The sequence below is a fragment of the Shewanella sp. 30m-14 genome (assembly GCF_052977125.1).
The window spans coordinates 90,626-116,840 of the sequence record NZ_JBRILW010000002.1 but is presented as its reverse complement, the minus strand read 5'-3'; the positions used below and the strand labels follow the sequence as shown (position 1 = coordinate 116,840).

At 45.2% G+C, this 26,215-nt stretch carries 22 protein-coding genes and 2 riboswitches; of the genes, 9 read left to right on the top strand and 13 right to left on the bottom strand.

Annotated elements, in window-relative coordinates; genetic code table 11:
* The first annotated feature begins 124 nt into the window (after positions 1–124).
* The gene (locus ACVBIU_RS02295) at positions 125–448 is read left to right on the top strand and encodes a hypothetical protein (protein WP_447162951.1); all 324 of its coding nucleotides are present in this window, start codon (positions 125–127) and stop codon (positions 446–448) included.
* Positions 449–553: 105 nt separating this feature from the next.
* Here ACVBIU_RS02295 and add read toward each other — a convergent pair whose 3' ends face one another.
* From add to ACVBIU_RS02280, 3 genes are all read right to left on the bottom strand, one after another.
* A complete protein-coding gene (gene add, locus ACVBIU_RS02290) occupies positions 554–1,549 on the bottom strand; it encodes an adenosine deaminase (RefSeq protein ID WP_447162950.1) in 996 nt (331 codons plus the stop codon).
* 96 nt (positions 1,550–1,645) lie between these two features.
* A riboswitch (purine riboswitch) is annotated at positions 1,646–1,745 on the bottom strand.
* 264 nt (positions 1,746–2,009) lie between these two features.
* Positions 2,010–2,255, bottom strand: coding sequence for a YdcH family protein (locus ACVBIU_RS02285; protein ID WP_447159499.1), 246 nt, complete (start codon positions 2,253–2,255; stop codon positions 2,010–2,012).
* Positions 2,256–2,425: 170 nt separating this feature from the next.
* Entirely contained in the window at positions 2,426–5,710 is a 3,285-nt protein-coding gene (locus ACVBIU_RS02280) for a mechanosensitive ion channel domain-containing protein (RefSeq protein ID WP_447162949.1), read from the bottom strand.
* A 517-nt stretch (positions 5,711–6,227) separates the two neighbouring features.
* On the opposite strand from ACVBIU_RS02280, the gene ACVBIU_RS02275 reads away from it, so the two are divergent.
* Positions 6,228–6,968 (top strand): hypothetical protein, encoded by a 741-nt coding sequence (locus ACVBIU_RS02275; RefSeq protein WP_447162948.1) that lies wholly within the window; start codon positions 6,228–6,230, stop codon positions 6,966–6,968.
* Positions 6,969–7,268: 300 nt separating this feature from the next.
* Here ACVBIU_RS02275 and ACVBIU_RS02270 read toward each other — a convergent pair whose 3' ends face one another.
* The 9 genes from ACVBIU_RS02270 to ACVBIU_RS02230 form a co-directional block, all read right to left on the bottom strand.
* Entirely contained in the window at positions 7,269–8,507 is a 1,239-nt protein-coding gene (locus ACVBIU_RS02270) for a RidA family protein (protein ID WP_447162947.1), read from the bottom strand.
* 308 nt (positions 8,508–8,815) lie between these two features.
* Positions 8,816–9,439 (bottom strand): urease accessory protein UreG, encoded by a 624-nt coding sequence (gene ureG, locus ACVBIU_RS02265; protein ID WP_447162946.1) that lies wholly within the window; start codon positions 9,437–9,439, stop codon positions 8,816–8,818.
* 154 nt (positions 9,440–9,593) lie between these two features.
* Positions 9,594–10,277: an urease accessory protein UreF gene (locus ACVBIU_RS02260; protein ID WP_447162945.1), complete on the bottom strand. Its 684-nt coding sequence runs from the start codon at positions 10,275–10,277 to the stop codon at positions 9,594–9,596.
* A 3-nt stretch (positions 10,278–10,280) separates the two neighbouring features.
* Positions 10,281–10,793, bottom strand: coding sequence for an urease accessory protein UreE (gene ureE / locus ACVBIU_RS02255; protein WP_447162944.1), 513 nt, complete (start codon positions 10,791–10,793; stop codon positions 10,281–10,283).
* Positions 10,794–10,858: 65 nt separating this feature from the next.
* Positions 10,859–12,562 carry an urease subunit alpha gene (gene ureC, locus ACVBIU_RS02250; protein WP_447162943.1) on the bottom strand — a complete coding sequence of 568 codons (1,704 nt, stop codon included), beginning with the start codon at positions 12,560–12,562 and terminating at the stop codon, positions 10,859–10,861.
* A 2-nt stretch (positions 12,563–12,564) separates the two neighbouring features.
* Positions 12,565–12,882 (bottom strand): urease subunit beta, encoded by a 318-nt coding sequence (locus ACVBIU_RS02245; RefSeq protein ID WP_447162942.1) that lies wholly within the window; start codon positions 12,880–12,882, stop codon positions 12,565–12,567.
* A gap of 61 nt (positions 12,883–12,943) precedes the next feature.
* The gene (gene ureA, locus ACVBIU_RS02240; RefSeq protein ID WP_447162941.1) at positions 12,944–13,246 is read right to left on the bottom strand and encodes an urease subunit gamma; all 303 of its coding nucleotides are present in this window, start codon (positions 13,244–13,246) and stop codon (positions 12,944–12,946) included.
* 88 nt (positions 13,247–13,334) lie between these two features.
* Positions 13,335–14,252: an urease accessory protein UreD gene (locus ACVBIU_RS02235; RefSeq protein ID WP_447162940.1), complete on the bottom strand. Its 918-nt coding sequence runs from the start codon at positions 14,250–14,252 to the stop codon at positions 13,335–13,337.
* 308 nt (positions 14,253–14,560) lie between these two features.
* Positions 14,561–14,731, bottom strand: a complete 171-nt coding sequence (locus tag ACVBIU_RS02230; RefSeq protein WP_447162939.1) for a hypothetical protein — start codon at positions 14,729–14,731, stop codon at positions 14,561–14,563.
* A gap of 305 nt (positions 14,732–15,036) precedes the next feature.
* Between ACVBIU_RS02230 and ACVBIU_RS02225 the strand changes: the two genes are divergently transcribed.
* Positions 15,037–16,080 carry a flavin-containing monooxygenase gene (locus ACVBIU_RS02225; RefSeq protein ID WP_447162938.1) on the top strand — a complete coding sequence of 348 codons (1,044 nt, stop codon included), beginning with the start codon at positions 15,037–15,039 and terminating at the stop codon, positions 16,078–16,080.
* A gap of 232 nt (positions 16,081–16,312) precedes the next feature.
* On the opposite strand, the gene metH is transcribed toward ACVBIU_RS02225, so the two are convergent.
* Positions 16,313–20,095 carry a methionine synthase gene (gene metH / locus ACVBIU_RS02220; protein WP_447162937.1) on the bottom strand — a complete coding sequence of 1,261 codons (3,783 nt, stop codon included), beginning with the start codon at positions 20,093–20,095 and terminating at the stop codon, positions 16,313–16,315.
* Between the two features lie 287 nt (positions 20,096–20,382).
* Here metH and ACVBIU_RS02215 point away from each other — a divergent pair, with 287 nt between their 5' ends.
* From ACVBIU_RS02215 to cobU, 6 genes are all read left to right on the top strand, one after another.
* Complete coding sequence (locus ACVBIU_RS02215; protein ID WP_447162936.1) at positions 20,383–21,015, top strand: histidine phosphatase family protein; 633 nt, start codon at positions 20,383–20,385, stop codon at positions 21,013–21,015.
* Between the two features lie 285 nt (positions 21,016–21,300).
* Positions 21,301–21,455, top strand: a riboswitch (cobalamin riboswitch).
* Positions 21,456–21,657: 202 nt separating this feature from the next.
* Entirely contained in the window at positions 21,658–22,575 is a 918-nt protein-coding gene (locus ACVBIU_RS02210; RefSeq protein ID WP_447162935.1) for an ABC transporter ATP-binding protein, read from the top strand.
* Positions 22,568–23,632: a FecCD family ABC transporter permease gene (locus ACVBIU_RS02205; protein ID WP_447162934.1), complete on the top strand. Its 1,065-nt coding sequence runs from the start codon at positions 22,568–22,570 to the stop codon at positions 23,630–23,632. The genes ACVBIU_RS02210 and ACVBIU_RS02205 overlap by 8 nt, the downstream gene beginning before the upstream one ends.
* A 60-nt stretch (positions 23,633–23,692) precedes the next feature.
* Positions 23,693–24,721 carry a nicotinate-nucleotide--dimethylbenzimidazole phosphoribosyltransferase gene (cobT, locus tag ACVBIU_RS02200; protein WP_447162933.1) on the top strand — a complete coding sequence of 343 codons (1,029 nt, stop codon included), beginning with the start codon at positions 23,693–23,695 and terminating at the stop codon, positions 24,719–24,721.
* Positions 24,722–24,841: 120 nt separating this feature from the next.
* Positions 24,842–25,621, top strand: coding sequence for an adenosylcobinamide-GDP ribazoletransferase (locus ACVBIU_RS02195; protein ID WP_447162932.1), 780 nt, complete (start codon positions 24,842–24,844; stop codon positions 25,619–25,621).
* Positions 25,618–26,178, top strand: a complete 561-nt coding sequence (gene cobU, locus ACVBIU_RS02190; protein ID WP_447162931.1) for a bifunctional adenosylcobinamide kinase/adenosylcobinamide-phosphate guanylyltransferase — start codon at positions 25,618–25,620, stop codon at positions 26,176–26,178. The genes ACVBIU_RS02195 and cobU overlap by 4 nt, the downstream gene beginning before the upstream one ends.
* Positions 26,179–26,215 lie beyond the last annotated feature (37 nt).

Here is a 26,215-nt window from a genome sequence, read left to right as displayed (position 1 = left end):
CTGATACCTGGCTCATACCTCATTATGCGTACAAGTGTGCGCCGAAACCTAGGTGCCTAGTTCACAAAATTAAAATAAAAGCGCTAGTTTTGCGCCGTGGTGAGCGAGTTTTGAAGAGGTAGGAGTGAATATTGAGTTTTATTATTCTACTTATGATGATAAAGCTAATCGCTTAACCCATGATGGAGATGATGATGGTGATGGCATGATTGATTACCGTTATAGTAGCACTTTCGATACTGATGGCAATCAGCTAACCGATGAGTATGATAGGGATAACGATGGCAGCCCTAATCGTGTTTATCGTAATACTTATAATACTTATAATACTTATGGTAATAAATTATCAGAGTCACGAGATAGAGATGGTGATGGTGTAGTCGATGAGATTATTACTTATACCTTGAGCCCTGCTAACTTTAGAGCCGTGCTGTACGATGTTTTTTAATTTTCAGTTTTAATTTTAGCTATAAACGAAAAAAGCCTATCAATTCAATTGATAGGCTTTTTGTACATTACTGTCTGGATTATGCTTGAGAGTTTATAACTAGTATTAGCCAATAAACTTCAATAGAGACTGTTTCACTTCGTCTGATGCAAACGCATTGTCGACACTCATCTTATAGATGGCAAAATAGTCTGCTTCAGTTAGGTTAAACTTCTCTACCGCCAGCTGTAGCTCTTTGGTCATGGTGGTGTCTGACACGGTACGGTTATCAGTGTTAATGGTGACTAATAAACCATCGCGATAAAACTCACCCAATGGGTGGCTTTCTAAGCTCTCTACCGCCTTAGTTTGTACGTTGCTGCTAGGGCAAGTTTCTAGTGCTACAGCCTCTGAACGCACTAAATCGTAGGCCTGTTTATGACTATTGATATGAATGCCGTGTCCGATACGTTCAGCGCCTAGTAGCGCAATGGCGTCATACACATTTTGACCAACACCTTGCTCACCCGCGTGAATGGTAATGCGGTAGCCGCTTTCAAGGGCATACTTAGCGTAGGGAATATACTCGTGGCAAAAACCTGGCTCTTCACTCGCCGCTAAATCAAACGCCACCACCCCATTATTGAGGAACTTAGCACCGGCGTCGATCACATCATTGATGTCATCTTTTGGTAGTACCTTAATAATCGATAGGATGTAGTTACCCTTAATGTCGTATTGGGCTTCGGCTCTGCGCATACCTTTAACGACACTGGCAATGATCTGCTCAAAGTTAAGGCCTTGCTTACGGTGAAGCTGTGGACCAAAACGTACCTCTAGGTACTTCACGTTTTCTAGAGCGGCATCTTCAAATAGCTCAAATGAAATGCGCTCAAGCGCTGCTTCTGTTTGCATAACCGATAACGGAAGTGCAAAGCGAGTGAGATATTCATCGAGGTTTGGGCAAGATTCTGGCGCCACCATTAACGCTTTAATGTCATCAACATTATAGCTTGGTATTTCAACACCCTGAATTTGGGCAAGGTCGATAACTGTTTGCGGGCGAACGCTACCGTCTAGGTGGCAATGAAGATCGATTTTGGGTAGCTGTAGATAATTCATGAAGCTCTCCTTTATTGATTGGTTATACCGATCTGGATAAGTAAAGGTTCAAACATTGCATAGCAAGCATAAACAAAAACTTAATTAGATTGGTATTACATAAAGTAAAGTCTTCATAATCAAGAGTTTAGGGCTCTTGGTAGAAACTCTCAAACCATATCATTGAGATTATACGAAGGGTTAATGCTAAATATTAGCATTCAATTACCCAGTTGCGAAAGATCTCAATAACAAATAACTGCAAAGTGATCTTCATTTAATGCTAAAAGTGGGCTACGGAGTAGCCTATTTTGCGAAAGTAAACCCAGCCAAAAGGTAAGAGTATTTCTCCTTTCGACTGGCTCTAATTGCATGCACTAAGCGGCATATCATGATTTGCTACGGATAACTTTGCTACGGATAGCTAGGTTACTATATAGCTGCGGCTATCTTAGTTACTAATAGCGACTCCATGACAGCTTTAGCCGTGGTGTGCTTTGAGTTTTTGAAATAAGCTGTCTTTTAAGTTAGCGCGGGTCAATTTAAGTTGATGCATATGTTCGTCATCGGTAGGACTACCGGCAATTTCAAGCTGACGAATGTCATAGTCTAAGAGGTGATATTGTTTTGATAATTTTTCAAACTCTTGGTCGGTATAGTTCAAGTAAACAATGTCTTGTTTAAACTCTGGAAAGTCGAAAATAAGCGCATGATTTTCATTTAACATAGATGCTCCTTGAAAGACTGAACTGGTTTATTTTAGAACTGCAATCACTATAGCACCATGATACTGAGTAAAGAGGTAGTTTTTCGACATTTTAGCGATCCAGTTAACAAAAATGTTGCTGTTCTGCATAGAGTGAGGCATGGCATAAAATGTCGAATTGAAATAGAAGGTTACGTGTCTTGGGGTTTAGGTGGAAAATCACGCACATGCACATCCATTTGCGGGAAGGCAATTTCAATCTCGTGCTCTCGGAACAAGCGGTCGATGTTTTTGTTGATGATATGAACCGTTGATAGGCGTAATTCAATCGCAGTGATATGCACTCTCAATTCAAAATCAAGACTACTTGCCCCAAATGTTCTGAACACCACGGAAGGTTGTGGTTCGGGTAACACTAATGGGTGCTCATCTGCAATTTGGTACAGCAAGGTCTCCACTTGATCGATATCAGAGCCGTAAGCGACTCCAATAGGAATGACGATTCTGGTGATGGGGCTCGTCAATGACCAGTTAATTAGCTTTTCTGTAATAAAGGTCTTATTTGGCACCACGATTTCTTTGTTATCCCAATCAATAATGGTGGTTGCACGGGTCTGAATTTTACTGACTGTTCCCGATAAATCATTAATAGTGACAATATCGCCAATACGTATTGGCCGTTCAAACAAGAGAATCAAACCGGAAATGAAGTTAGCGAAAATTTCTTGTAATCCAAAGCCTAAGCCAACGCCGAATGCGGCGACCAGCCATTGCAACTTAGACCATTGAAAGCCCAAGATGGAAAATGCGGCCATTAAGCCTCCCATCAAGATCACATAGCGCAGCAGGGTTGTTACGGCATAGCCTGCACCTGGAGCCAAATCAAGACGGCGTAGGACCAAGAGCTCTAAAATTCCCGGTAAGTTTCGTACTCCAACAAAGGTTACGATTAATGTCACCATTGCATAAAGCAATGATTGCAGAGTCACATCCACTAGCTTCACACCGGTTTCCGTGATCTCGTTTACCTGCCATACCACGATGCTATCTAACCAGCTGGTCATCTCCAATGCACTTGACCACAGGGTTAACACCGCAACAATTAAGCCTATCAAGGAAAAACCACGTAATAAGGTTAATGATTGATCACTTATCTGCTCACTCGCTAAACTGCGTTCTTCCACATCAGGAATCGTTTCTCTTAGCTCGGCAATTTCGGGTATTTCATCTGTTTGCTCTTGTTCTTGCTGCTGGGCAATCAGCTCTTCGCGTCGGGCCAGCAATCGTTGGTAGTTAAGTTGCCTATGCTCTAGCTTTAACCAGCGCTCTCCCATTTGGTAGGTGAACAGCACTGCTAACACCACGTAAATAGTGAGTTGCTGATAGATAAGTAAAATCCATGACGCAATATAGAGCCCCATGACCGCCATAACGATAATGGTGATAAACGAGCCGATAATCACAAAACGAAATAGATAGAGAGAAAATCCTCGATTGAGAGGCGCGGGTAACGTGGAGGGCAAATGGTTTTCCTTCAACAGTGAAATAAACACCGTCATCATGACGCCCATCAGTAATAGGAACAGTACTCGTGATATTTCTGCTTCATGGATACCAGATATAAGCTCTGCAGCAAAAATACACAGCAATAAAATGATAAATGGCCAGCGAATGCGTTGCGTTCCTCGGTGCAGGTAGTCACAAATATTTTCAGGCCAATTTAGGTGTAAAGCTAATACGCCCTGCTTATAACTTAGGGCGTTAATGAGTTCGACGACAAACAGGCCTGATGCACTGGCGAAAATGAGTGTACTGAGCTCATTCGAAGTTGGTACAGGCCAAAGCCAATAGACTAACCAAGTCGTTATCACATACCAAATAGGTAAAATAAGCGCACGCAGGATTGCTAATGCAAACAACGAAAAAGTAAAGTGAAAACGGTCTTTTAATGGGTGACCAAAGACCTTATGGAGCTCATCTTTACGTCGTGCTGCGTATCGATTGAGTCGTGCAGTCATATAGATAAGAAGGCTGGTGTATAAAGCAAACACTGTAGCCAATATTATCGACTGCCTTTGTGTCACTTTATCGAACATGTCTTTAAATGATTTATTGGTTCCAAACCAAATCTCTTCTTTAAAATCGGTAAGGTGCTGCCAGATTGGTACGTTGCTGCGCGTCCATAACTGCTGTTCTTTTAAAAAGCTGCGAGCCTTTTCAACAGTTTGCGCATATTGGTCTTTGACTAATTTTAATTGGCTCAATGCAGAAATAAGTTTTTCATAGTCCTTTGTCAATTGAGCTAATAATTGATCTAATAGCGCGGCTAACTTATCAGGGGCTTTATCGCTCGCTTTATCTGCGGCAGTAGTACTTTCTAGTGCATTATCTCTTATCTGACCTATTTCGTATTTGCGAATGTGGGCTTTGGCAATACCGTCTGGGATATATCGAGTGTCCACTTTGGAAGGCAGGCGTTGCAACTGTGCTCGAATGGAAGCGCCAAAAGCGGTGCTGTCACGCAACCAGGCTAGGTTCGTTTTTATCAAGCGCTGTTCATCGGTTAAACTGCTCTGTTCCGACTCTATTTTTTGATAAGCGATCCGAGCTTTATCTATTTCTGCTAATACCTGTTCTAATTCCAAAGTATATTTTTTGAGTTGCTCTATCTGTTGTTGATCTTGTGCATCGCCTAGGGCTGACTCCTCGCTAACCTGTCTTGCTTTTTCAATCAGTGTTTTAACTGAAGCTTGTTCAACTCGCGTCAATTTATCTTGTAATTTAATCAGTATTGGCGAGGCTGTTTGAATTTTTTGGTCCAACAATTGTTGTTCTAAACGCAGCAATTCAGTGCGTTCGTCTAAACTTTGTAACTGAGCGGAAGTTACTTGTCGTTGAAGTTTGAGCATGGCCAAATGGGTTGACTCAAGCCACTGATCTAACTGACTGCCTGTATCGCTTTTAATAATAGAGGCTTGTTCGATTTCTCGATCTGTTTGCGCAAGAGATTGGGGCAGAGCCGTTCTTGCATTAACCAGCTGTTTACTTTGATCACTATTGGATTGATAGCTTGAGCGCCACTCAGTCACAGCAGCCTCTAGTGTTGCGATAGATTGAGAAAGATCGCTGTACTTATTTTGTTGTCGAAAATTAAAGATCTCTAGCTGCTCTACGTCGGTTATTTTTTTTAGTAACCGCTCTCGCTGCACCGGAAACTGGCTGACAATATTTCGATATTTGTCGCGTTCGGCTTTCTGTTTTTTGTAGCCATTAACCCGGGAGAGTAAGGTCTCATATTGGTTAATTAAGGCTTCACTTTTTGGGGATTCACTATTAAGGCGAGTGATTTCATTTTTTAAAAAAGTGGCGTCAGGTAGGGTTTGGGCGCTTGAAGGCATAGATAACAGCATTACCGACAAAAATAGGTAAAGCCAGCATAGTCGTCCTTTGCGCTTGAACTTGGTTACTCGACTCACGTACTTTCCCCATTTTCACTTTATTATCCATAGATATAAGTGTATACGGCTTGGAAAAAGCTGCAGGAAGTATCCCAAGATTTAAGGCGATTAATTTTGTTGTGTCACTAGGCTAGATTGCCACGTTGCGAATATAAAAATTGCAGGCTTAGGTAAAATAGCTTGCTTACCACAGAGGCTTAGCTGCTCAGTGGATAGGGTATGGCTTCATAAACAGATACACTCTCTCAATATCCACTCCTTCACCTCGAAAAATCCTCAACCTGAATAACTGGATTCGATTGAAACGGTTTTATTTCATAACAGGGAACATGGTGTCAGGGGCACTGCTTGTCTTTATTTACAATGGCTTGATGTTATTTCACAGCGGAGCCCGCAGCTAACCTGCTTTAAGGGGGTTTTACAGGGAAATAATTTGTACCTATAGTTAATTCAAAATGTGGTCTGTATTGATGTCGATACTATTTTATTTGTACGGATAACATACTGGAAATGAGTTTGTTGAACGGAGCTGTATATGGCACTTCATAAAAGTAAGGCGGAGCTATTTCCCTTACTTCACCTGCTTGATGATTTTAGCCGTTTTCAACTACACAATGGCTTTATTCAAACATTAGCTGAAAAAGATTTACGCCTTCAGGCTCCACCTTCTGTGGAGCTAGATGAGTCATCTGTTATACCTTGTGTCAGTGTTTATGACGATTCACTTCATGAAAATACCTCTGCTTTGCAGCAATATTTTTGCAGTAAAAGTGCAGACGATAATGCCGCTATCCAGCAGATTTTTCAAACGCTAAGCCCGGTAAGCCACCTATCGGAAAGTCGACATAAAAGACACTATCGGTTGGTCGCTTTCACTGAAGAGGAAAAGCGCACGCCAGTGGCTTTTGTGACCTTTAATGTTGGCTTACTCGACTCTTGGTATTCAGACGATAATACCTGTCATGACCGGCAAGTTGGTGGCTGTTGTTACTTATTATATGCCTATGTGATACCTGAGTGGCGTCACCTAGGTGTGGGGAGTTGCCTGTTTCATCTGATCTCAAACTTTTTTTGGTCCCAGTTACAGTTTATCGATGCGCAGGCTATGTCCCATGATTTAACTATGGTGCCTTTGGTTTATGAGAGCGAAGCGGCAAAAGGAGCTGAGGGGTTATTGAGTCAAGTGGCCATGAATATTAATCAGTATAAGGCGTTATCATTAACCCATGATAAATCCTCGACAAGGGTAAAGCCTTGTATGAGTAATATTTCATAGTATATTCATGGCCTTAGGTACAGCTTAGTCTTTTAGTTGAACGCGACTAATATTGGTCACGCCAAAATAACGAGATTGTGAATGAGCAAAGTATTAACCCAATAAGTTCTGCTGTCGGAAAGACAAGATAGCTTTGATATGTGGACAAGCTAAGTCACTCTAACTCAGGGGGAAGGGTCTTAAATATCAGTAAATTGACATCTCCTCTATAAAAAAGCCCCTATTCACAGCTTCTACGTATATAGCTGTAGGAATAGGGGCTTTATGATTGCCTCTACTTACTCGCTTAATAAATACTTACTAAGCTTGTGGTGGAGTGCCTTCGCAATTAGATACCACAGCATCGATTTGCACTAATGCATCCATAGGAATAGCTGACACGCCAACGACGGTTCTTGCTGGAAGCTCGCCGTTAAAGAACGTCGTATAAACTTGGTTTACGGCATCAATATCGGTGATGTTTTTAACTTGGATATTGATTTTCACCACATCATCCATCACGTGACCAACGCTTTCAACAATGGCCTTAATGTTGTTTAGGCATTGCTTGGTTTGCGCAGTGATATTGTCAGCAACCAACTCGCCCGTTTTCGGTTCTATAGGCAATTGACCTGAAACGTGGTTGTAATGCGAGAATGCCACTGTGTGTGAGTATGGCGCATGCGGAGCATTGTCGCTGTTGCTTGCTTCAATAACGATAAACTGGCTATCTTCTGGAGGCTGCGGCGGTGTGCCGTCGCCGTGTGATACAGCGGTATCGATTTGCACTAATGCTCCCATAGGTAAAGCTGCGGCATTTACAATCGTACGCGTTGGCACATAGCCTTTGAAAAACGTGTTACAGACTTCATTTACCGCTGCGGCATCGGCGATATCTTTAACGAATATGGTTGTTTTAACGATATCGGCCATCACGTGGTCGATACTTGCTAAAATCGCCTTAATGTTATTTAAGCATTGCTGAGCTTGCTCTTTTACACCGCCTACAATCAGTTTTCCGGTAGCAGGAACGATAGGTAATTGAGCCGAAAGGTTGTTGTAATGAGAAAAAGCGACTGTCTGCGTCGATATTGCTGTTAACGGTGCGTTTTTAGTGTTTCTTGATACTTTAACTAGTGCACATGGAGCTTGTGGTGCAGTGCCTTCACCATTTGAAATCAGGGCATCCATCTGTACTAATGCATCGCTCATCGGCAGTGCTGCAACGGCAACTACCGTACGTGTAGGAACAGAATTTGGGAAGAATGTGGCATACACTTCATCGATAGCGTCAATGTCTTCGATATTTTTAACAAACACATTGATTTTAACCATATCGTCCATCACGTGGCCGATACTTTCGACAATGGCTTTGATATTAGCGAGACATTGTTTTGCTTGAACTTTTACGTTGCCAATAACGATGCCACCTGTTGTTGGGTCGACAGGCAATTGCGCAGAAATATTGTTGTAATGAGAAAAGGCGACAGTTTGAGTCGAAACAGAGTTTTGAGGTGCATTGTCTGTATTTCTTGAAACTTTTTTGATGTCGTGACTCATATTGGTATTTTACCTCTTTGATATAGTTAACTGAATGTCAGTTTGATGGTGATAGCAATCGATTCTTCGCAGCTAAGTCACCGGTTATAAAAGCAAAGGTCGATATTTTCAACCCTTATTTTTACTCTTCTTTCTGCCAAACCATGATGCTGATTTGGCGGTAATGTGCTATTCACAGCCGCTAGCAAGTTTGGCTGGCATAACAGATTGAGTTTCTATGCTGTCGACTAAATGACAACTCAGCTATATGACTCAACTACTAAATAAGCAGAAAAGGATCACGCCAAGCGATGACCTAGATTGCCCATTTAGATATTCAACATACCGGCTGTTTCGATAAAGTTGATGATTTCAGGCACGCCTTTACCGATTTTCATATTGGTAAACACGTAGGGCTTTTCAGGGCGCATGCGCTTAGTGTCTTGGTCCATCACTACCAGTGACGCACCTACATACGGTGCCAGGTCGATTTTGTTGATGATTAATAGATCGGAGCGGGTGATACCGGGGCCACCCTTACGCGGGATCTTCTCGCCTTCAGCAACGTCAATCACGTAAATGGTGAGATCGGCAAGCTCTGGGCTAAAGGTCGCGCTTAGGTTATCGCCGCCACTTTCAACAAACACCACATCTAAGTTCTTATGGCGCTTGGCCAACTCTTCAACCGCAGCTAAGTTCATTGAGGCATCTTCACGAATGGCGGTATGTGGGCAACCGCCCGTTTCAACACCGATAATGCGGTCAGCAGCTAATGCCTCTGAGCGGGTTAAGATCTTGGCGTCTTCTTGGGTGTAAATATCATTCGTGACAACGGCAATCTGGTACTTATCACGCAGCGCTTTGCATAACACTTCTAGTAGTGCCGTTTTTCCAGAGCCAACGGGTCCACCTACGCCAATTCGTAGTGGTTGCTTATAATCTAATTCGGTCATTTTTATTCCTAATTTTGGTTAAGGTGAACTTAATGCTTGATTTGATTAGCTATTGCTTCAAGATGACAGCCTTTAAGTGATAGAGCCTTAAGTGATATCAGCTCGCATGGTGGCAAGCTGTATTCAGTTTGGTTTTTCGATTAAAACTGGCCAGCTAAGAGCGAAATAGCCGCGTATATTGATGTTCATGACGACAACTGGCCATGACCTGCGCTGGCGTAAAGCTACCAATGTCTTCGTCAGCCATGGTCAGTGCTTTTTCTACCGCAGCAGGAATGCTCTCAGCTAACGACATCAGGAGTTGCTGCCCAGCACTTTGGCCGAGTGGCACTAACTTGATGCCGACCACCACTGCATTTTCAAGCCAGCTCCACAGGTAGCCGCCAAGTGCTTTATCTAGCGGGATCTGCCATTGATTTATCCCTAACGCAAAAGCCGCAAGTTGGGTGGTTTTCACCATGGTGGTTAACTCTGGGGTCAGTGCTATTCCTAACGTTGGCAGTAACTGCACAAAGGCGATGCCCCGTTGATGTTCCTCTAGGCGTAACTCTTTGGTTTCGCGGCTCACCGCAAGGTAGTTACACCAAGCTTGCGCCTGCACATAATCGTCAGCGGCCAGATAGCCTTGAATACGTACTAAAATAGGCAATTCAAGGCTGGTTAGACTTGCTAGCATTTGGCTTTTAAGCCAATCTTCCAGTGCTTGTGGCGTAGTTACCCAGCCTTTTTCAATTGCCCACTCAAGTCCTTGAGAATAGGTAAAGCCGCCTACGGGAAGTGACGGGCTAATAAGCTGATAGAGGCGTAGCTCAGGCAACATGCTGTGAGTGCTGTACATCAACTAATGCTCATGCGGATGTGAATGGCTATGCTCTTGCCCCATTTTTTCTAAGCTATCGTCGTAGGCATCACCATGTGAATGACCACCAGTGGTACCACCGTAAGCGCCAGGTTCCGGTTGAAATGCTTGCTGCTCAACGGTGACCTTCAAGCCTAAGCCGATTAGCATCTCATCGAGTACATGATCATGTTGATAACGGCACCAGCCAGCCTCGACTTGCAAAGGCACATGGCGATTACCTAAGTGATAACATCCTTTAGCAAACAAGGTCGAATCATCACAGCTTGCAGTCGAGACTTGCTCTTTGGCTGCAATCACTTCAACCACAAAACCGTCATCGGTTGCGAGTATATCGCCAGCATGCAAAACATGGCCGCGTGGCAATACCAAGCCCGCATCACGGCCATCGTCAAGGGTGATACGTAAACGACTTTTAGTGCGTTCGACCATGGTCAAACAAACCGTGGCATCGATCTGCGACGCAGCGGTTAATATTTTTGTTAACTTAATCATTTTTGTCCTTTTTTAAGCAAAATAGAGCAAGTTTATTGCTCTATCAGCGAGGTTAGAATAGGGAACTAAAATAAGAAATAACGCTGCGCCATTGGTAGCTCAGCTAGCGGTTCACACACTAAGGGCATGCCATCGGCCTTTACCACGTAGGTTTGCGAATCAAGCTCTATCTCTGGGGTGTAGTTGTTATGGATCATGTCTTTCTTACGAATATCACGGCAGCCTTTTACCTCGCCAATTAAGTGAGTTAATTTAAGTTTTTCTGGAATGCCTGCATCGATTGCGGCTTTTGGTAAAAAGGTCATCGAGGTTGCCGCTTTTGCTTTACCTGTTGCGGCATACATAGGGCGGTAATGCACTGGTTGCGGCGTTGGTATTGCACCATTGATATCGCCCATAGGCGCATAAACCGTGAGGCCACCCTTTAAGACTAAAGCGGGTTTAACCCCAAAAAATGCCGGATCCCACAACACGATATCAGCCAGCTTACCGACTTCAATTGAGCCGACTTCATGGCTTATTCCATGGGCAATGGCTGGGTTAATGGTGTATTTGGCCACATAGCGCTTTAATCGAAAGTTGTCTGAGCTTTCTGAGTCTCCCTCTAGCGGGCCACGTTGTAATTTCATCTTATGGGCGCACTGCCAAGTACGCATCGCCACTTCAGCAACTCGGCCCATCGCTTGCGAATCAGAGCTCATTACAGAGATAGCGCCTAAGTCATGCAAAATATCTTCGGCGGCGATGGTTTCACGGCGTATACGCGACTCGGCAAATGCCACATCTTCGGCAATCGCTGGGTCTAAATGGTGACACACCATCAACATGTCCAAATGCTCGTCAACGGTATTAATGGTGTATGGCATAGTTGGGTTAGTTGATGCGGGAATAATATTCGCTTGACCCACCGACTTGATCACATCGGGTGCGTGACCGCCCCCTGCACCCTCTGTGTGGAATACGTGAATCACTCGGTCGCCAATCGCTTTGGCCGTGGTTTCGTAAAAGCCACCTTCATTTAAGGTATCTGAGTGAATGGCAACTTGTACATCCATCTCATCAGCAACCGTCATGCAAATATCGATTGCGGCAGGGGTTGCACCCCAGTCTTCATGGATTTTGAGTCCCATGGCGCCGTTGGCGATTTGTTCACGAATCGCGTCGGGATTACTGACGGTTCCTTTGCCAAAAAAGCCGACATTAATGGGCAACTCATCGGCCGCTTCAAGCATACGATGCATGTTCCAGATGCCTGGTGTCACAGTGGTTGCGGTTGAGCCAGCAACGGGCCCGGTTCCACCACCTATAAAGGTTGTGGTTCCGGCTGATAGCCCCTCTTCTGCTTGCTGTGGGCAGATAAAATGAATATGGGTATCAATTGCGCCAGCAGTAATTATCTTACCTTCACCGGCAATGGCCTCGGTGCCTGCGCCAATCACAATATCAACATTGGGCTGCACGTCAGGGTTGCCGGCTTTGCCGATACCGCTGATGCGACCATTTTTAATGCCGATGTCGGCTTTGATTATGCCCCAGTGGTCGAGAATCAGCGCATTGGTGATCACTGCATCGGCGCAATCTTTACTTAACGCTTGGCTTTGGCCCATGCCGTCGCGGATCACCTTGCCGCCACCAAACTTAACCTCTTCACCATAAGTGGTGAGATCTCGCTCGACTTCTAATAACAAAGCGGTATCGGCTAAACGCACTTTATCGCCAACGGTTGGGCCAAACATGTCGGCATAAGCCTGTCTTGAAATGGTAGCCATACTTACTCCTTAATTTTCCCCATTACTTGGCCATCGAAGCCCTGAATAATGCGTTTACCAGAAAATGCGACTAGCGCGATTGTGCGGCTTTGACCTGGCTCAAATCTCACCGCCATTCCGGCAGGAATATCGAGACGAAACCCTAAGGTTTGTTCTCTGTCAAAGCTTAAAAATTCATTCACTTCATAAAAGTGATAATGGGAACCGACTTGAATCGGTCTATCGCCCATGTTGGCAACGGTTAACGTATGTTTGTCGTAGCCTTGGTTGAGCTCAACATCACCGAGCGCCTTATTTACAATGATTTCACCAGGGATCATGGTGTTCCTTTAACAACTTAATCGACGAAGTACTTAATGGACTGAAGTGCTTAAAATGTGTTTAAACAATCGGTTCATGTACCGAAACTAGCTTAGTGCCATCAGGAAAGGTGCATTCCACCTGGACGTTATGCACCATCTCTGGTACGCCTTCCATGACCTGCTCGGCTGTCAAAATAGTGCGGGCGTAATTCATCAATTCGGCTACTGTACGTCCGTCTCTAGCACCTTCCATAATGGCGCAGCTGATCAAGGCTATTGCTTCTGGGTAATTCAGTTTCAAGCCGCGTGCTAATCGGCGCTCAGCGACTAAGCCTGCAGTAAACAGCATCAGTTTGTCTTTTTCTCTTGGGGTTAATTTCATGGTTTTTTCTCTTTCAAATCGATTGTTATATCGAGGCAATGGCGACCATCTTGTTGGTGTTATTGATACTGAGTCAGTGTACTTTGCATTAGGTTGACCATATTCTTGGCACTTCTGGGTACTCACCAAACCAGTGCTCGCGAACGCAGCGCCAAATTTGCACAAAGCTTGCCATCATGGGTTCGGTTTGTTGGCCTAAGGCTCGCACGATCATCAAACTATCTTCCGCGCCACTGGCTACGGACATCGCACTACTTACTGACGCACTGCCTATCTCACTGGCACCGAGCAAAACTTCTGTTTTAAAGCGTCTCTGTTGCTCGTCAATCACCTGGTTAATCTTTGCGATTAGTTCAGGTTCCACTGGAGTGATATACAGGCTTCCAGACATAGCAAACTCGCGTAAAGCCGCAGCTTGAACTAAGTCAGTTGGCGTTTGCAGTCGTACCGTTTCTGCCAGTAATACCCGGTCATTACGACGGATAAAGGTTTGCCCTAATACTTGGCCATGATCAAAGTGCTCTGTTAGCATTGGGCGACCAAAACACTGGATTTCCCAACCGATAAACCGGGCATCCGCTGCCAGCTTAATTTGTGTCAGCAATTTACAGTTCGCCCCAGGAAAGAAAATGTTTTCCATTGGTAGCCATTCAAGTAAGCCGCCTTTTTCGACGCTTAACTCTTGGCTTTGCCATGCTTGCTCGCCATTACTGCGGTAAAATTTAGTTGCTCCAGGCGTGGTTAATAAGGCGTGAGCGTGACAGCCAACATCAATATTAAAACTCAGCTGATCGCCACCGACCACGCCACCTGGAGGGTGTAATAGATAGGTATGACAAACAGCACCTTCAGGGAAGAAAGTTTTTTGTACCGTTAAAGGGCCGAGCTGATGACGTTCTAAAAGGCGAGTTTTTTCTCGCTTGAAGCCATATTTAAGGCTTAGCTCAGCACGCCAACCCAAATGAGACTCGGGGCGTTTAAAGCAAACGCTCTCAGGAATATTCATCAATCAAATTTATCCAAATATTGAAGGCCAAATAGCAAGCCGACAGTTCGCATATCTAAAAATTAGTATGCAAAATAAATAAAGATTTCAGAAAAACGCGCAAAACTAGGCTGCTCAATCAATATGAAGTTGATGAGATTTAGGCAGGGTCTAAGTAACGTTTGAGCAAGCCCTAAACGGAAATTACGCTGAATCTGAGCTAAATCTAGGCTAAACCTAAACTAAAAGTAGCAACAAAACTCAAACGATTCAGTGAAGGATCGGCTGCGAGCGCTTTTAAAATCTAATGAATAAAAGAGTGTGAATATTTAGCGTTTAGAACGGAGCCAAATAGCGCCACCAGCGACGATAACGGCTAGCAAGATAAGAGGTGCAACATCAGATAAGTGATGGAATAAACCAACAGAACCGTGACCTGGGTGTGCCCATGAAACAGAAGGGATCAATAGCATGATCAATGTAGGAAGAAGCTTCTTCATTGTGTGTATCCTAAAATAAATTGTGGTAAGCAGTGCGGAGGAAAGAACATTCCTCCTGAGAACGGCGAATAATAAACCTTTTTGGCCGCGAGACAGTGATCTGAATCACTAAATTGGCGGTAAATAACAATAATTTGAATTTAGATTGTTCCGTGGTGCTCTGGGGGATTAATTCTGAGTTACCTTAAGTATATGCCAATCTTTACAGTTAGGAATTTGAGCACTTTCAGCATTAGTCAGGTTTAAGAGTCATGTTCTGTTAGAATACTGCGCATAATAATAACGACATGAAGTATTTGGTATCCATGAAAGAATTTATCATTATTGGCGCGGGTCAGTCTGGGCTGTCTATGGCCTATAACTTGTCTCAAAATAAGCAAGATTACTTAATTTTAGATGCCAATGAACACATTGGCGCGCCTTGGTTAAAGCGCTGGGATTCTCTAAAGTTGTTTACTCCGACTGAATATAACCATCTGCCGGGAATGCCATTTCCGTTCCCTAAAGGGTATTATCCCAATAAGTATGAAGTGGCAGATTACTTAAAGAGTTATGCCGAGAAGTTTTCGATACCTATTGAATTCAATCAAAGAATTACTTCGGTAAAGAAAGTCGATGGTATTTTTGAGATTACCAGTGATACGGCTAGCTATCAAGCCAAACAACTCATTATCGCCACGGGCCCTTTTCATACTCCCTACACGCCGCCTTGCCATGTCAATATCGCAGAAGATATTACTCAATTACACAGTGAAAACTATAAAAGCCCTGCACAGCTACAAGAGGGTGACTGTTTAGTGGTTGGAGCGGGTGATTCTGGCGTGCAAATTTTATCAGAAATTGCCGATACCGGGCGCAAAGTTCACTTCTCTGGTACAGATAAAATCACCGCTATTCCGCAGTCATTTTTAGGTAAAACGCTATGGTGGTGGTTTACTCATATTGGCTTTTTATCGGTTAACCGTTTTAGCAAAATAGGTAAATGGCTGAGTAAGGGCGGGCAGCCTGTTATCGGTACTGATGTGAAATCTCTTTTGGCAAAAGAAAATGTGATTCATATGGGCAGAACATTGTCAGCTGATGCAAGTAGTATCAAGTTTCAAAAAGGCAGTATCAGCAGTATCAAAAACATTATTTGGGCTACCGGTTTTAAACCCAATTTCTTTTGGATTGAAGATATCTCTTTTGATGAGATGAACTACCCGAGTAATTATCGCGGCGTGAGTAAAGACGTTGATGGATTGTATTTTATTGGGCTGCCTTGGTTGTATACCCGCGGCTCTGCAACACTCGGCGGTGTTTGGAAAGATGCTAAATACCTGATGACTCATATTCAGGAAAGTAAGTAAACGTAATAGCAAAGTCCCACTGATAGGGTTATCAGTAGGACAATACTTGAATTCCATCTTACTCTATCTTCGACCCTGCACGCTTGGTACAAGCGTGTTGGGGACTCTTTTTGCTTTTTGTTTTAGGCCTACGGCCACCGAACAAACAAGTTTGTTCTCCCGCTCAAGGCTGTTTGCTTTAGGCCTATGGCCACTGAGCTACCAAGTTTGTTCTCCCGCTTAAGGCTGGCTCTTACTCTGGGTCATAGTCAAGCACAGGGGCTAACCATCTTTCCGTTTCTTCAATGCTCATACCTTTACGTGCTGCGTAATCTTCTACCTGATCGCGGCCAATATTGGTGACGCCAAAGTAGCGGGATTTAGGATGGGCAAAGTACCAACCCGAAACAGCAGCCGTTGGGAACATGGCATAACTTTCAGTGATGTTAAGGCCAATGGTTTCATCTGGCTTTAATAAATCCCAAAGCAGACCTTTTTCTGTGTGGTCAGGGCAAGCAGGGTATCCTGGTGCAGGGCGAATACCTTTGTACTTTTCACGAATAAGCGCTTCATTATCGAGTACTTCATCGCTGGCATAACCCCAAAACTCTTTACGTACACGCTCATGCATACGCTCGGCAAAGGCCTCGGCTAAACGGTCTGCTAAGCATTTAAGCATAATGGCGCTGTAGTCATCATGGTCGGCTTCAAAGCGCGCCACATGCTCGTCGATGCCATGGCCTGCTGTTACCGCAAAGCCCCCCATATAATCGGCAACCCCAGAGTCTTTTGGCGCAACAAAATCAGCTAAGCAGAAGTTGTCGTTACCGACGCGCTCAATCTGCATCCGCAGGTGGTGCAGGGTGATGATTGGTTGCTCGCGAGATTCATCCGTCCCATCGGCAGAGTACAGCTCAATGTCGTCATGGTTAACTGTGTTGGCTGGGAACAAGCCGATAACCGCTTTGGCGGTAAGCCACTTTTCACTGATTATTTTATCCAGCATGGCTTTACCATCAGCGAATAATTTACGCGCTTCAACACCCACCACTTCATCATCTAAAATACGTGGGAAGTGACCGTGTAGCTCCCAACTGCGGAAAAATGGCGTCCAGTCGATACGCTCTACTAAGTCTTCTAGTGGATAATCATCAAACACTTGACGTCCCAGTATGTTAGGTACAAATGGAGTGTAGTTTTCCCAGTCGTGTTGGCAGCGGTTTTCACGCGCCACCTCAATAGAGGTAATAATCTTTCGTTTAGCCTGTGATAGACGCTTTTCGCGCATCACTTGGTATTCTTGATACGCTTCATCGATGGTAGCTTGACGCGTTTGGTTGTTAATCAGCTTCGATACCATAGGCACGGCGCGTGAGGCGTCAGCAATATAAATAGCACCGGTTGGCGAGTGCGGGGCTATTTTCACTGCGGTATGAATTTTTGAGCAAGTCGCACCGCCAATGATTGACGGAATCGTTAAGCCTGCCTTATGGAAACTCTTAACGTTATGCACCATCTCATCAAGGCTTGGCGTGATAAGCCCTGACATGCCGATAATATCGACATTTTCAGCCTTGGCGACTTCGATAATTTTCTCCACCGGCACCATCACGCCTAAATCAATCACTTCATAGCCGTTACAAGCCAGTACCACACCAACGATGTTCTTACCTATATCGTGCACATCCCCCTTAACGGTAACCATTAAAATTTTACCGTTAGACTGGCCTGGGACTTTTTCAAGCTCAATATAAGGGTTTAAATAGGCAACGGCTTTTTTCATTACGCGCGCAGATTTAACCACTTGTGGCAGGAACATTTTACCGGAACCAAATAGGTCGCCAACAATGTTCATCCCATCCATTAGCGGCCCTTCAATCACATCGAGTGGGCGGGTTGCCTGTTGGCGTGCTTCTTCGGTATCTGCATCGATAAAGTCGGTGATGCCTTTTACCAGCGCATGGGCTAAACGCTCATTTACCGGCTTGCTGCGCCACTCTAAGTCTTCTTTCTTGGCAGCCTGGCTACCGTCACCACGGAACTTCTCGGCGACTTCAAGCAGTAGCTCGGTGTTATTGCTTGGCTCACCGTTGGCATCTGCCGCTGTGCAAGGGAGGTTTTGCACGATCGCCTCAACCCTTTCCTTTAGCTCTGGGTCGATATCATCATAAATCGCCAGTTGTCCGGCGTTGACGATACCCATGTCCATGCCTGCTTGAATTGCATGATACAAAAATACGGCATGAATCGCTTCACGCACCGGGTTGTTACCACGAAACGAGAACGATACGTTCGACACGCCGCCAGAGATCATCGCATGAGGTAGGGTGCGTTTTATTTCACGGGTAGCTTCGATAAAATCAACGGCATAGTTATCGTGCTCTTCAATACCTGTGGCAATGGCAAAGATGTTGGGGTCAAAGATAATGTCTTCTGGCGGAAAACCGACTTTATCTACCAGCACGTTATAGGCGCGAGTACAAATCTCGATTTTACGCGCTTTGGTGTCGGCTTGGCCTTGTTCATCGAACGCCATGATAATTGCCGCAGCGCCGTAGCGTTTAACTAAGGTTGCTTGCTCGATGAATTTTTCTTCACCCTCTTTAAGCGAGATAGAGTTAACGATGCCTTTACCTTGAATGCATTTAAGGCCCGCTTCAATCACTTCCCACTTAGAGGAGTCGATCATAATCGGTACGCGCGAGATATCAGGCTCAGAGGCGATAAGGTTGAGGAATTTATGCATGGTTTCGGCACCATCAAGCATGCCTTCATCCATGTTGATATCGATTATCTGTGCGCCGCTTTCAACTTGCTCACGGGCAACCGACAGCGCTTCTTCATATTCGCCAGTTTTGATCAGGCGTAAAAACTTAGCCGATCCGGTTACGTTAGTGCGTTCACCTACGTTCAAAAATAGCGAGTTGGCATCAATGGTCAGTGGCTCAAGCCCTGATAGACGACATGCAACTGGGATGTCGGGCAGTACGCGGGCCGGGTGCTTGATAACGGCTTGTCGAATAACGCGGATATGATCAGGCGTGGTACCACAGCAGCCACCAATGATATTTAAAAAGCCCTCTTCGGCCCACTCTTCAATGATTTCCGCCATCTGCTCTGGAGTTTCATCGTAGCCACCAAATTCATTGGGTAGACCAGCATTTGGGTGCGCCGACACAAAGCATTCAGATATTTTTGACAGCTCTTCTACATATGGTCGAAGCTCTTTTGGTCCAAGGGCGCAGTTAAGGCCGATAGACAGAGGCTTAACGTGGCGCAGTGAGTTATAAAAAGCCTCGGTAGTTTGTCCGGTAAGGGTACGCCCTGAGGCGTCGGTAATCGTCCCCGAGATCATAATCGGTAGACGGAATCCTTGTTCATCAAACACCGTTTCAATCGCAAATAATGCGGCTTTGGCATTTAGCGTATCAAAAATGGTTTCGACCATGATGATGTCGCAGCCGCCTGCAATTAGCGCGTTGATTGACTCGATGTAGGCTTCAACCAGCTCATCAAAGCTAACGTTACGAAAGCCGGGATCATTAACATCTGGACTAATGGAGCAAGTGCGGTTCGTTGGGCCAAGTACCCCTGCAACGTAACATTGGCGACCCGTCTCTGCTTCAACTTCATTGGCGGCTTCGCGTGCAATGCGTGCACCCGCTAAGTTGATCGCAGCTGAATGCTCCTGCATGTCGTAATCGGCCATGGCGATGCGGGTGGCATTAAAGGTGTTGGTCTCTATGATGTCAGAGCCGGCTAACAGGTAGTCTTTATGGATCTGCTTGATAGCATCGGCTTGGGTGAGCACCAACATGTCGTTGTTGCCCTTTACATCACAATGCCAGTCTTTGAACTGTTCACCACGAAAGTCATGTTCTTCAAATTTGCGATCTTGGATCATGGTGCCCATCGCGCCGTCGAGGATAAGGATCCCGTCTTGAAGCTTTTGGGTAAGTACTGCTAAAACCTTGTCGGCAGAGTCTTGAGTATGTGCTACTGCGCTCAAGGCATGTGTTGGGGTACAGGTTGCCATAGATAATTCCTACCAGTTCGCAAATCGTTATTCTTGTAATACCAAGCAAAATAAGTCTCTGAATACTTAACTTACCTAGATCTGGTGTAAATCATGTCCGTTATTTTCAGTTAAGGTCGTTTATTATTAGTGACCTTTTATTTTGTTTGGACATTTATACGTATAGACGTCCATAATACGTGAGAGGCGATAAAAAGTGCAAGTGCTAAAGCATGATACTTTTTCAGCATTAAAAGCCAATGAATTTTAACTAAGTTGCTGATAAATAATGAAGGTCAACAGGTATAATGCAAACCACTAAGGTGATTTTACTTCGGCACGGCGAATGCGATGGTGGCAATATTTTACGCGGCCAAGTTGATGTTGCGTTAACTGAGCTTGGTCAGTTGCAGATGAAAAAGGCATTTTCCGCCTTATGCTTAACCGATTTGTCAGTCGATTTTACCGTTGGTTTTACTGTTAATAGTGTGATTAGTTCACCGCTTCAGCGCTGCGCCAACATCGCAGAGCAATTGGCTCGTGAGCATGATTTAGACTTTTCTATTGAAGCAGGTTTTAAAGAGCTGAACTTCGGCGATTGGGACGGACAAACCTTCGACGCGCTTTATCAAACTTGTGGCTCAGCGCTTGATCACTACTGGAAAAACCCTTGGTTGTTATCGCCGCCTCATGGCGAGTCTATGCAAGATTTTGAGGCGCGTATCGATAAAGCCTGGCAGGCGATGCTTGAGCTGCATCAAGGAAAGACGGTATTAGTGGTGACTCACGGTGGCGTAATACGTCATTTAATGAGTAAAGCTCTGGACGTCAGTCAGTGTGCGGGTTTTTACACCTCGCTTAAATTGCCTTACGCGGCCACGGTAGTGATTGATGTGCTGCACAATGATAATAAGCAGTTCATGACCCTAAATTGGCGGTAGAAGTTTAAAGAAGGACCTAGAACCTAGGACCTAGAACCTAGGACCTAGGACCTAGAGCCTAGAGCCTAGAACCTAGAACCTTTTTATCGTAGGTCGGGCTTTAGCCCGTCAATCTTGGTTTTATTTATAAAACAAAGGTGATATCAGCCTTGCTGGTATGATGCTAAACTGCGGCGTTATCTTACTTGAGTGCTACTGTCTGCATTAAGGTTAGTGCTTAATACTCACGGGGATTGTCGCTGGGATAGTCTCGTTAGTATCAGCGCGACTAAGCTAATAATAAGTCAAACAAAATGAAAGCTAGGTGCTTAATCGCATAAAGGGAACCGGAGGCTGGCAGTTATTCGCCGCTTAGTCCGGACTGTACCCGCAACTGTAGGGAAGGTTAGCCATAGGGCTGTGCTTCCAAGTCAGATACCTGCCTAGCTTATGTTGTTCAGTACGTATGACTCAGTACGTGTTGTAATTAAAAGTGTATCCATATACACATAAACTCGTGCGGGCGACTCGAGGGAGACAATAAAATGAAGTTCCATGCTTGGTTGTTAGACCTAGATCTAGATCGAGGCTTGCTAAAGGCCTGTTTATATGATGCTTGCTTATTCGATGCCCGTTTTTTCAAACAATGGGTAAATGGCTGCAATGGCTAATTCGCAATTAAAGCAGCAGATTCACGCTGAAGCTAAAACCCAAACAGTGCTGTCTGTTAACGACTTAGGCTGGCAACTGGATGGTAAAGCCATTTTGTCGGCAATCGACTTTAGCTTAGCTGAAGGTAAGATGCTGGGCATTATAGGGCCTAACGGCGCAGGGAAATCCAGTCTACTGCGCTGCTTATATCGCTTCATTAAGCCAACAACGGGTTGTATTAACTTGTTTGGGCAAGATATTAGCGCGCTATCGGCTAAAGCTTTTGCCCAGCAAATCGCCGTGGTACTGCAAGACACCCCCCATCATTTCGAGATGACCACTGCGCAACTTATCGGCCTAGGTTTAACGCCTCATAAAAGTGCCTTTGATTTTACTAGCCGCAGCGATCGCGTTGTGATCGCACAAGCACTTGAAAAAGTAGGTCTTGAAGATAAAGCCAATCAAGCCTATGAGAGCTTATCGGGCGGTGAAAAGCAGCGTGCCTTGATTGCTCGCGCCATTGTGCAGCGCCCTAAACTACTTATTCTCGATGAGCCGACAAATCACTTAGATATTCGTTATCAGATCCAAACCTTAGAGCTACTGCGCAGTCTCAATATCACCGTTATCACCTCTATTCATGATCTTAACCTTGCCAGTGCACTTTGTGATGAACTCCTCCTGCTTGATAAGGGCCGTGCTATAGCCAATGGTTCACCTAAGATGGTACTCACTGAGCAGCGCATCGCTGAAGTGTTTGATGTGTGCTGTGAAATCAAGCCTCATCCTCAGCATGGTAATCCGCTTATCTGTTATTTCTATGGTTACGAGGGCGTGTCGGCAAGTGGTGAGAAAACCGCCGCGGATATAAAGGCGTCAGTTCAAGCTGAAGCTTTCGTTCAAATAAAAGCGAGAGGTACAGATGTTTAAGGTGAGTAAGGCCTCAATCGCGAGTCTGCCGTTAGCCATTAATTGTCGTCGCCGAACTGAGCATCTCGTTCTGCTTATACTCACTTTGGTGGCGCTAATCACCCCATTTGCTGCCACCAGTTTTGGTGCTGCCAGTATTAGTACCTTAGATGTGCTAAATGTGTTTAGCCACAAGCTGTTTAGTATCGGCGATCCTGTTGGCGTAAAAGAACGCATTATTTGGGAGCTACGTTTACCGCGAGTCTTATTAGCATTTATTGCTGGGGCTGGACTGTCGATAGCGGGCAGTGTGCTGCAAACTGTGACGCGAAATCCGCTGGCAGATCCTTATCTATTTGGGATCTCATCGGGTGCCTCTTTTGGCGCTGTAGTGGCGTTAACCCTCTTTAGCCAAAGTATGCTTTGGCTCAGTCTGCCGGTTGGCGCATTTATCGGTGCCAGCTTATCGGTATTGCTGGTATTGAGCTTATGTGGCCGTAACCTAAGCACCCAGGTTGAGCGCATGTTGCTTTCTGGCGTGGCAACCTCGTTTATGTTTGGCGCACTCGCCAGTTTGATGTTGTACTTTTCCAGTCCACAAGCTGCTGCATCGGTACTGTTTTGGACCTTAGGCAGCTTTGCTAAAGCCAGCTGGCAAGGCTTGTGGCTGCCAGCTTTAGTCGTGCTGATTTCATTGCTGGTTATCTTGTTGAATAAGCGTCAAATTGTCGCTATGCGGGCGGGTGATGAAACGGCTCATACTTTAGGGATCAATGTGGGTCGCTTACGTTTATCTATGCTGCTTATCTGTTCGCTAATCACTGCTATTTTAGTGGCTAATTGCGGTGGCATTGGCTTTATTGGCCTCATGGTACCGCATACCGTGCGTTTACTGTTTCCGGGGCGATTCCCATTGCTGTTAACAGCGTTAGTCGGTGGATTATTTATGGTTTGGGTGGATGTATTAGCGCGAACCTTATTGAGTTATCAAGAGCTGCCAGTGGGGATCATAACCTCGGTGATGGGCAGTATCTTTTTTCTATTTATTTTGGGCGGCCGCAGCGCTAAACGCTTTTAGTTTACGTCAGTTTGCGACGCAAGATAATTATCCTTATTAAGTGGTTAAGGGGAACCTGAGATGTTTAATATCGCACCAGTAAATGTTGAGTTTGATGCTGAGATCCAACACAAAATAGACACCAAAACTAAGCCACTCGGTGCGCTTGGTGACTTAGAAGCCTTAGCGCTGCAGATTGCTCGCGTGTTAGGTAAAGATAAGCCGCAGATTAAGCACCCTAAGATGATGGTGTTTGCTGCAGACCATGGTATTGCTGAATCGGGCGTGTCAATTGCGCCCAGTGAAGTCACCACGCAAATGGTGATTAACTTTATGCAAGGCGGCGCGGCAATTAACGTGTTTACTCGCCAGGTGGGTTTTGACTTAGAGGTAATTGATTGCGGGATCTTAAAGCCGATTGAAAACCTAGAGGGTGTGATTAACCAACGTTTAGGCTCAGGTACTGGCCCTATTCATAAGCGCGCGGCGATGACGCTCGGTGCGGTTAAGCAAGGCTTTAAGATGGCGACAGAGCGAGTCGAGTTCCACCATCAAAATGGTTGTAATTTGATAGCGCTTGGTGAGATGGGCATAGGTAATACCTCGTCTGCTGCTGCGATTATGGCGGCACTAACAGGCATGAAGGCTGAAGATTGTGTCGGCCGAGGTACAGGGATCGACGCGGCGACCTTTAAGCGTAAGAAGATGTTAGTCGAGCAAGCACTGCTTGTGCACCACAGTGAGCTTAACGATCCCATGCAATTGCTTGCCTGTATTGGCGGCTTTGAAATTGTGCAGATGACTGGCGCCATGCTAGCTGCTGCAGAGCGTAACATGCTTGTCGTTGTTGATGGCTTTATTGCCAGTGCTGCGGCGCTCGTTGCGGTAAAGATTAATCCCAACGTGCGTGACTACATGATTTTTGCCCATCAGTCAGATGAGAAGGGTCACTTTTTAATGCTGGAGTTTCTGCAAGCTAAGCCTCTATTGAAGCTCGGCATGAAGCTCGGTGAAGGAACGGGCGCGGCATTAGGGTTACCGCTTATTCAAGCGGCGACCAACTTCTATAACGAAATGGCCAGCTTTGAAGATGCCGGCATAGAGATTTAGTTTTTAGAAAAGAAGGGGCTAGGTTCTAGGAAAAGAAAAAGCTAGGTACTAGGGCGTTACAGTTAGCCTCTTTTGTAGGACCTAGGACCTAGGACCTAGGACCTGAAATCGGAGATTTACATGCAAGCTTGGCAAAAACAGCTGAATCTATTTTTTATTGCGATGGGCTTTTTTACGCGTATTCCGATGCCGAAATGGATTGAGGTTGACGCAGATAAGCTAAATAAAGCCAGTCGGTACTTCGGCTTGGTAGGTCTGCTGGTGGGCGTAATTAGTGCGCTGGTTTATAGCTTAATGCTGCACTGGGTATCGCCATCTGTTGCGATTGTGTTTGCCATGATAACTAGCGTGATAGTGACAGGGGGCTTTCATGAAGATGGGCTTGCCGATACCGCAGACGGATTAGGTGGTGGCTGGACGGTAGAAGCCAAACTTAACATCATGAAAGACTCGCGGCTGGGGAGTTATGGCGCGCTGGCTTTGGTATTGGCGCTGCTGCTCAAATGGCAACTGCTTACAGAACTCGCGCTATTTGACCCGAGCTCTGTGAGTCTGGCATTCATTCTGGGCCACTGTTTAAGCCGTGTGGTGGCTGCGAGTTTTATCTTTTCTGAAGAATATGTCAGTGATTCTGATACCAGTAAGAGTAAACCTCTGGCTCAGCAGCAAGGGATTAATGAGCTATCGATATTGTTAGCAACTGGCGTATTGGCACTGCTGTTAGTTGGCTTGCTACCAGCACTTGTATTGATAGCCGGGCTTTTGTTCGTGCGTTACGGTTTTGTCAGGTTATTTAGAAAGCAGATCGGCGGCTATACCGGCGATACTTTAGGCGCAGCGCAGCAAGGTAGTGAACTGGCTTGTTATCTATTGTTACTTATTCTAGGAGTTAGCTGGTGATCCATCTGGTATTAGGCGGAGCTCGCAGTGGTAAAAGCGGGTATGCCGAGTCACAAGTACTTAAGCGGTTAACTGAACACACTGCACAAAGCAGACAAACTGAGCTGCAGAGGTTTGAGTGCTTTTATTTTGCAACGGCGCAAGCGCTTGATAATGAAATGGATGAGCGTATTTCTCATCATCAAACTCAGCGTGAGTCAGATACCATTCCATGGCGCACTATCGAATGTCCCCTCAAGTTAAGTGCTGGCTTAAAGGAGCATGCATCTGAAAATAGCATCATCTTAGTGGACTGTTTAACCTTATGGTTGACCAATCATTTATTAAAGCCTAGGGACGACTGGCAACAGGTGAAGGCGGCATTTTTACACACTTTAGCTGAGCTGCCGGGCAGTGTGGTGTTAGTCAGTAACGAAGTGGGTTGCGGCATCGTGCCGCTCGGCGAAATCAACCGCCGTTTTGTGGATGAAGCGGGCTGGCTGCATCAAGATATTGCTGCGGTTGCAGACAAGGTGACTTTGGTGACAGCAGGCTTACCGCTTAATTTGAAAGGTTAAAAAAACAATCTCATGGCAACAATAAATAACACTGAGT

Coding starts and splice junctions, on each gene's coding strand:
- ACVBIU_RS02235 (WP_447162940.1), bottom strand. CDS start 14,252: ATGAATATTCCTGAGAGCGTTTGCTTTAAACGCCCCGAGTCTCATTTG.
- ACVBIU_RS02205 (WP_447162934.1), top strand. CDS start 22,568: ATGTTTAAGGTGAGTAAGGCCTCAATCGCGAGTCTGCCGTTAGCCATT.
- cobT (WP_447162933.1), top strand. CDS start 23,693: ATGTTTAATATCGCACCAGTAAATGTTGAGTTTGATGCTGAGATCCAA.
- ACVBIU_RS02225 (WP_447162938.1), top strand. CDS start 15,037: ATGAAAGAATTTATCATTATTGGCGCGGGTCAGTCTGGGCTGTCTATG.
- ureA (WP_447162941.1), bottom strand. CDS start 13,246: ATGAAATTAACCCCAAGAGAAAAAGACAAACTGATGCTGTTTACTGCA.
- ACVBIU_RS02260 (WP_447162945.1), bottom strand. CDS start 10,277: ATGTACAGCACTCACAGCATGTTGCCTGAGCTACGCCTCTATCAGCTT.
- ACVBIU_RS02195 (WP_447162932.1), top strand. CDS start 24,842: ATGCAAGCTTGGCAAAAACAGCTGAATCTATTTTTTATTGCGATGGGC.
- ACVBIU_RS02230 (WP_447162939.1), bottom strand. CDS start 14,731: ATGAAGAAGCTTCTTCCTACATTGATCATGCTATTGATCCCTTCTGTT.
- ACVBIU_RS02270 (WP_447162947.1), bottom strand. CDS start 8,507: ATGAGTCACGACATCAAAAAAGTTTCAAGAAATACAGACAATGCACCT.
- ACVBIU_RS02275 (WP_447162948.1), top strand. CDS start 6,228: ATGGCACTTCATAAAAGTAAGGCGGAGCTATTTCCCTTACTTCACCTG.
- ACVBIU_RS02245 (WP_447162942.1), bottom strand. CDS start 12,882: ATGATCCCTGGTGAAATCATTGTAAATAAGGCGCTCGGTGATGTTGAG.
- ACVBIU_RS02210 (WP_447162935.1), top strand. CDS start 21,658: ATGGCTAATTCGCAATTAAAGCAGCAGATTCACGCTGAAGCTAAAACC.
- ureE (WP_447162944.1), bottom strand. CDS start 10,793: ATGATTAAGTTAACAAAAATATTAACCGCTGCGTCGCAGATCGATGCC.
- add (WP_447162950.1), bottom strand. CDS start 1,549: ATGAATTATCTACAGCTACCCAAAATCGATCTTCATTGCCACCTAGAC.
- ACVBIU_RS02215 (WP_447162936.1), top strand. CDS start 20,383: ATGCAAACCACTAAGGTGATTTTACTTCGGCACGGCGAATGCGATGGT.
- ureG (WP_447162946.1), bottom strand. CDS start 9,439: ATGACCGAATTAGATTATAAGCAACCACTACGAATTGGCGTAGGTGGA.
- ureC (WP_447162943.1), bottom strand. CDS start 12,562: ATGGCTACCATTTCAAGACAGGCTTATGCCGACATGTTTGGCCCAACC.
- ACVBIU_RS02285 (WP_447159499.1), bottom strand. CDS start 2,255: ATGTTAAATGAAAATCATGCGCTTATTTTCGACTTTCCAGAGTTTAAA.
- metH (WP_447162937.1), bottom strand. CDS start 20,095: ATGGCAACCTGTACCCCAACACATGCCTTGAGCGCAGTAGCACATACT.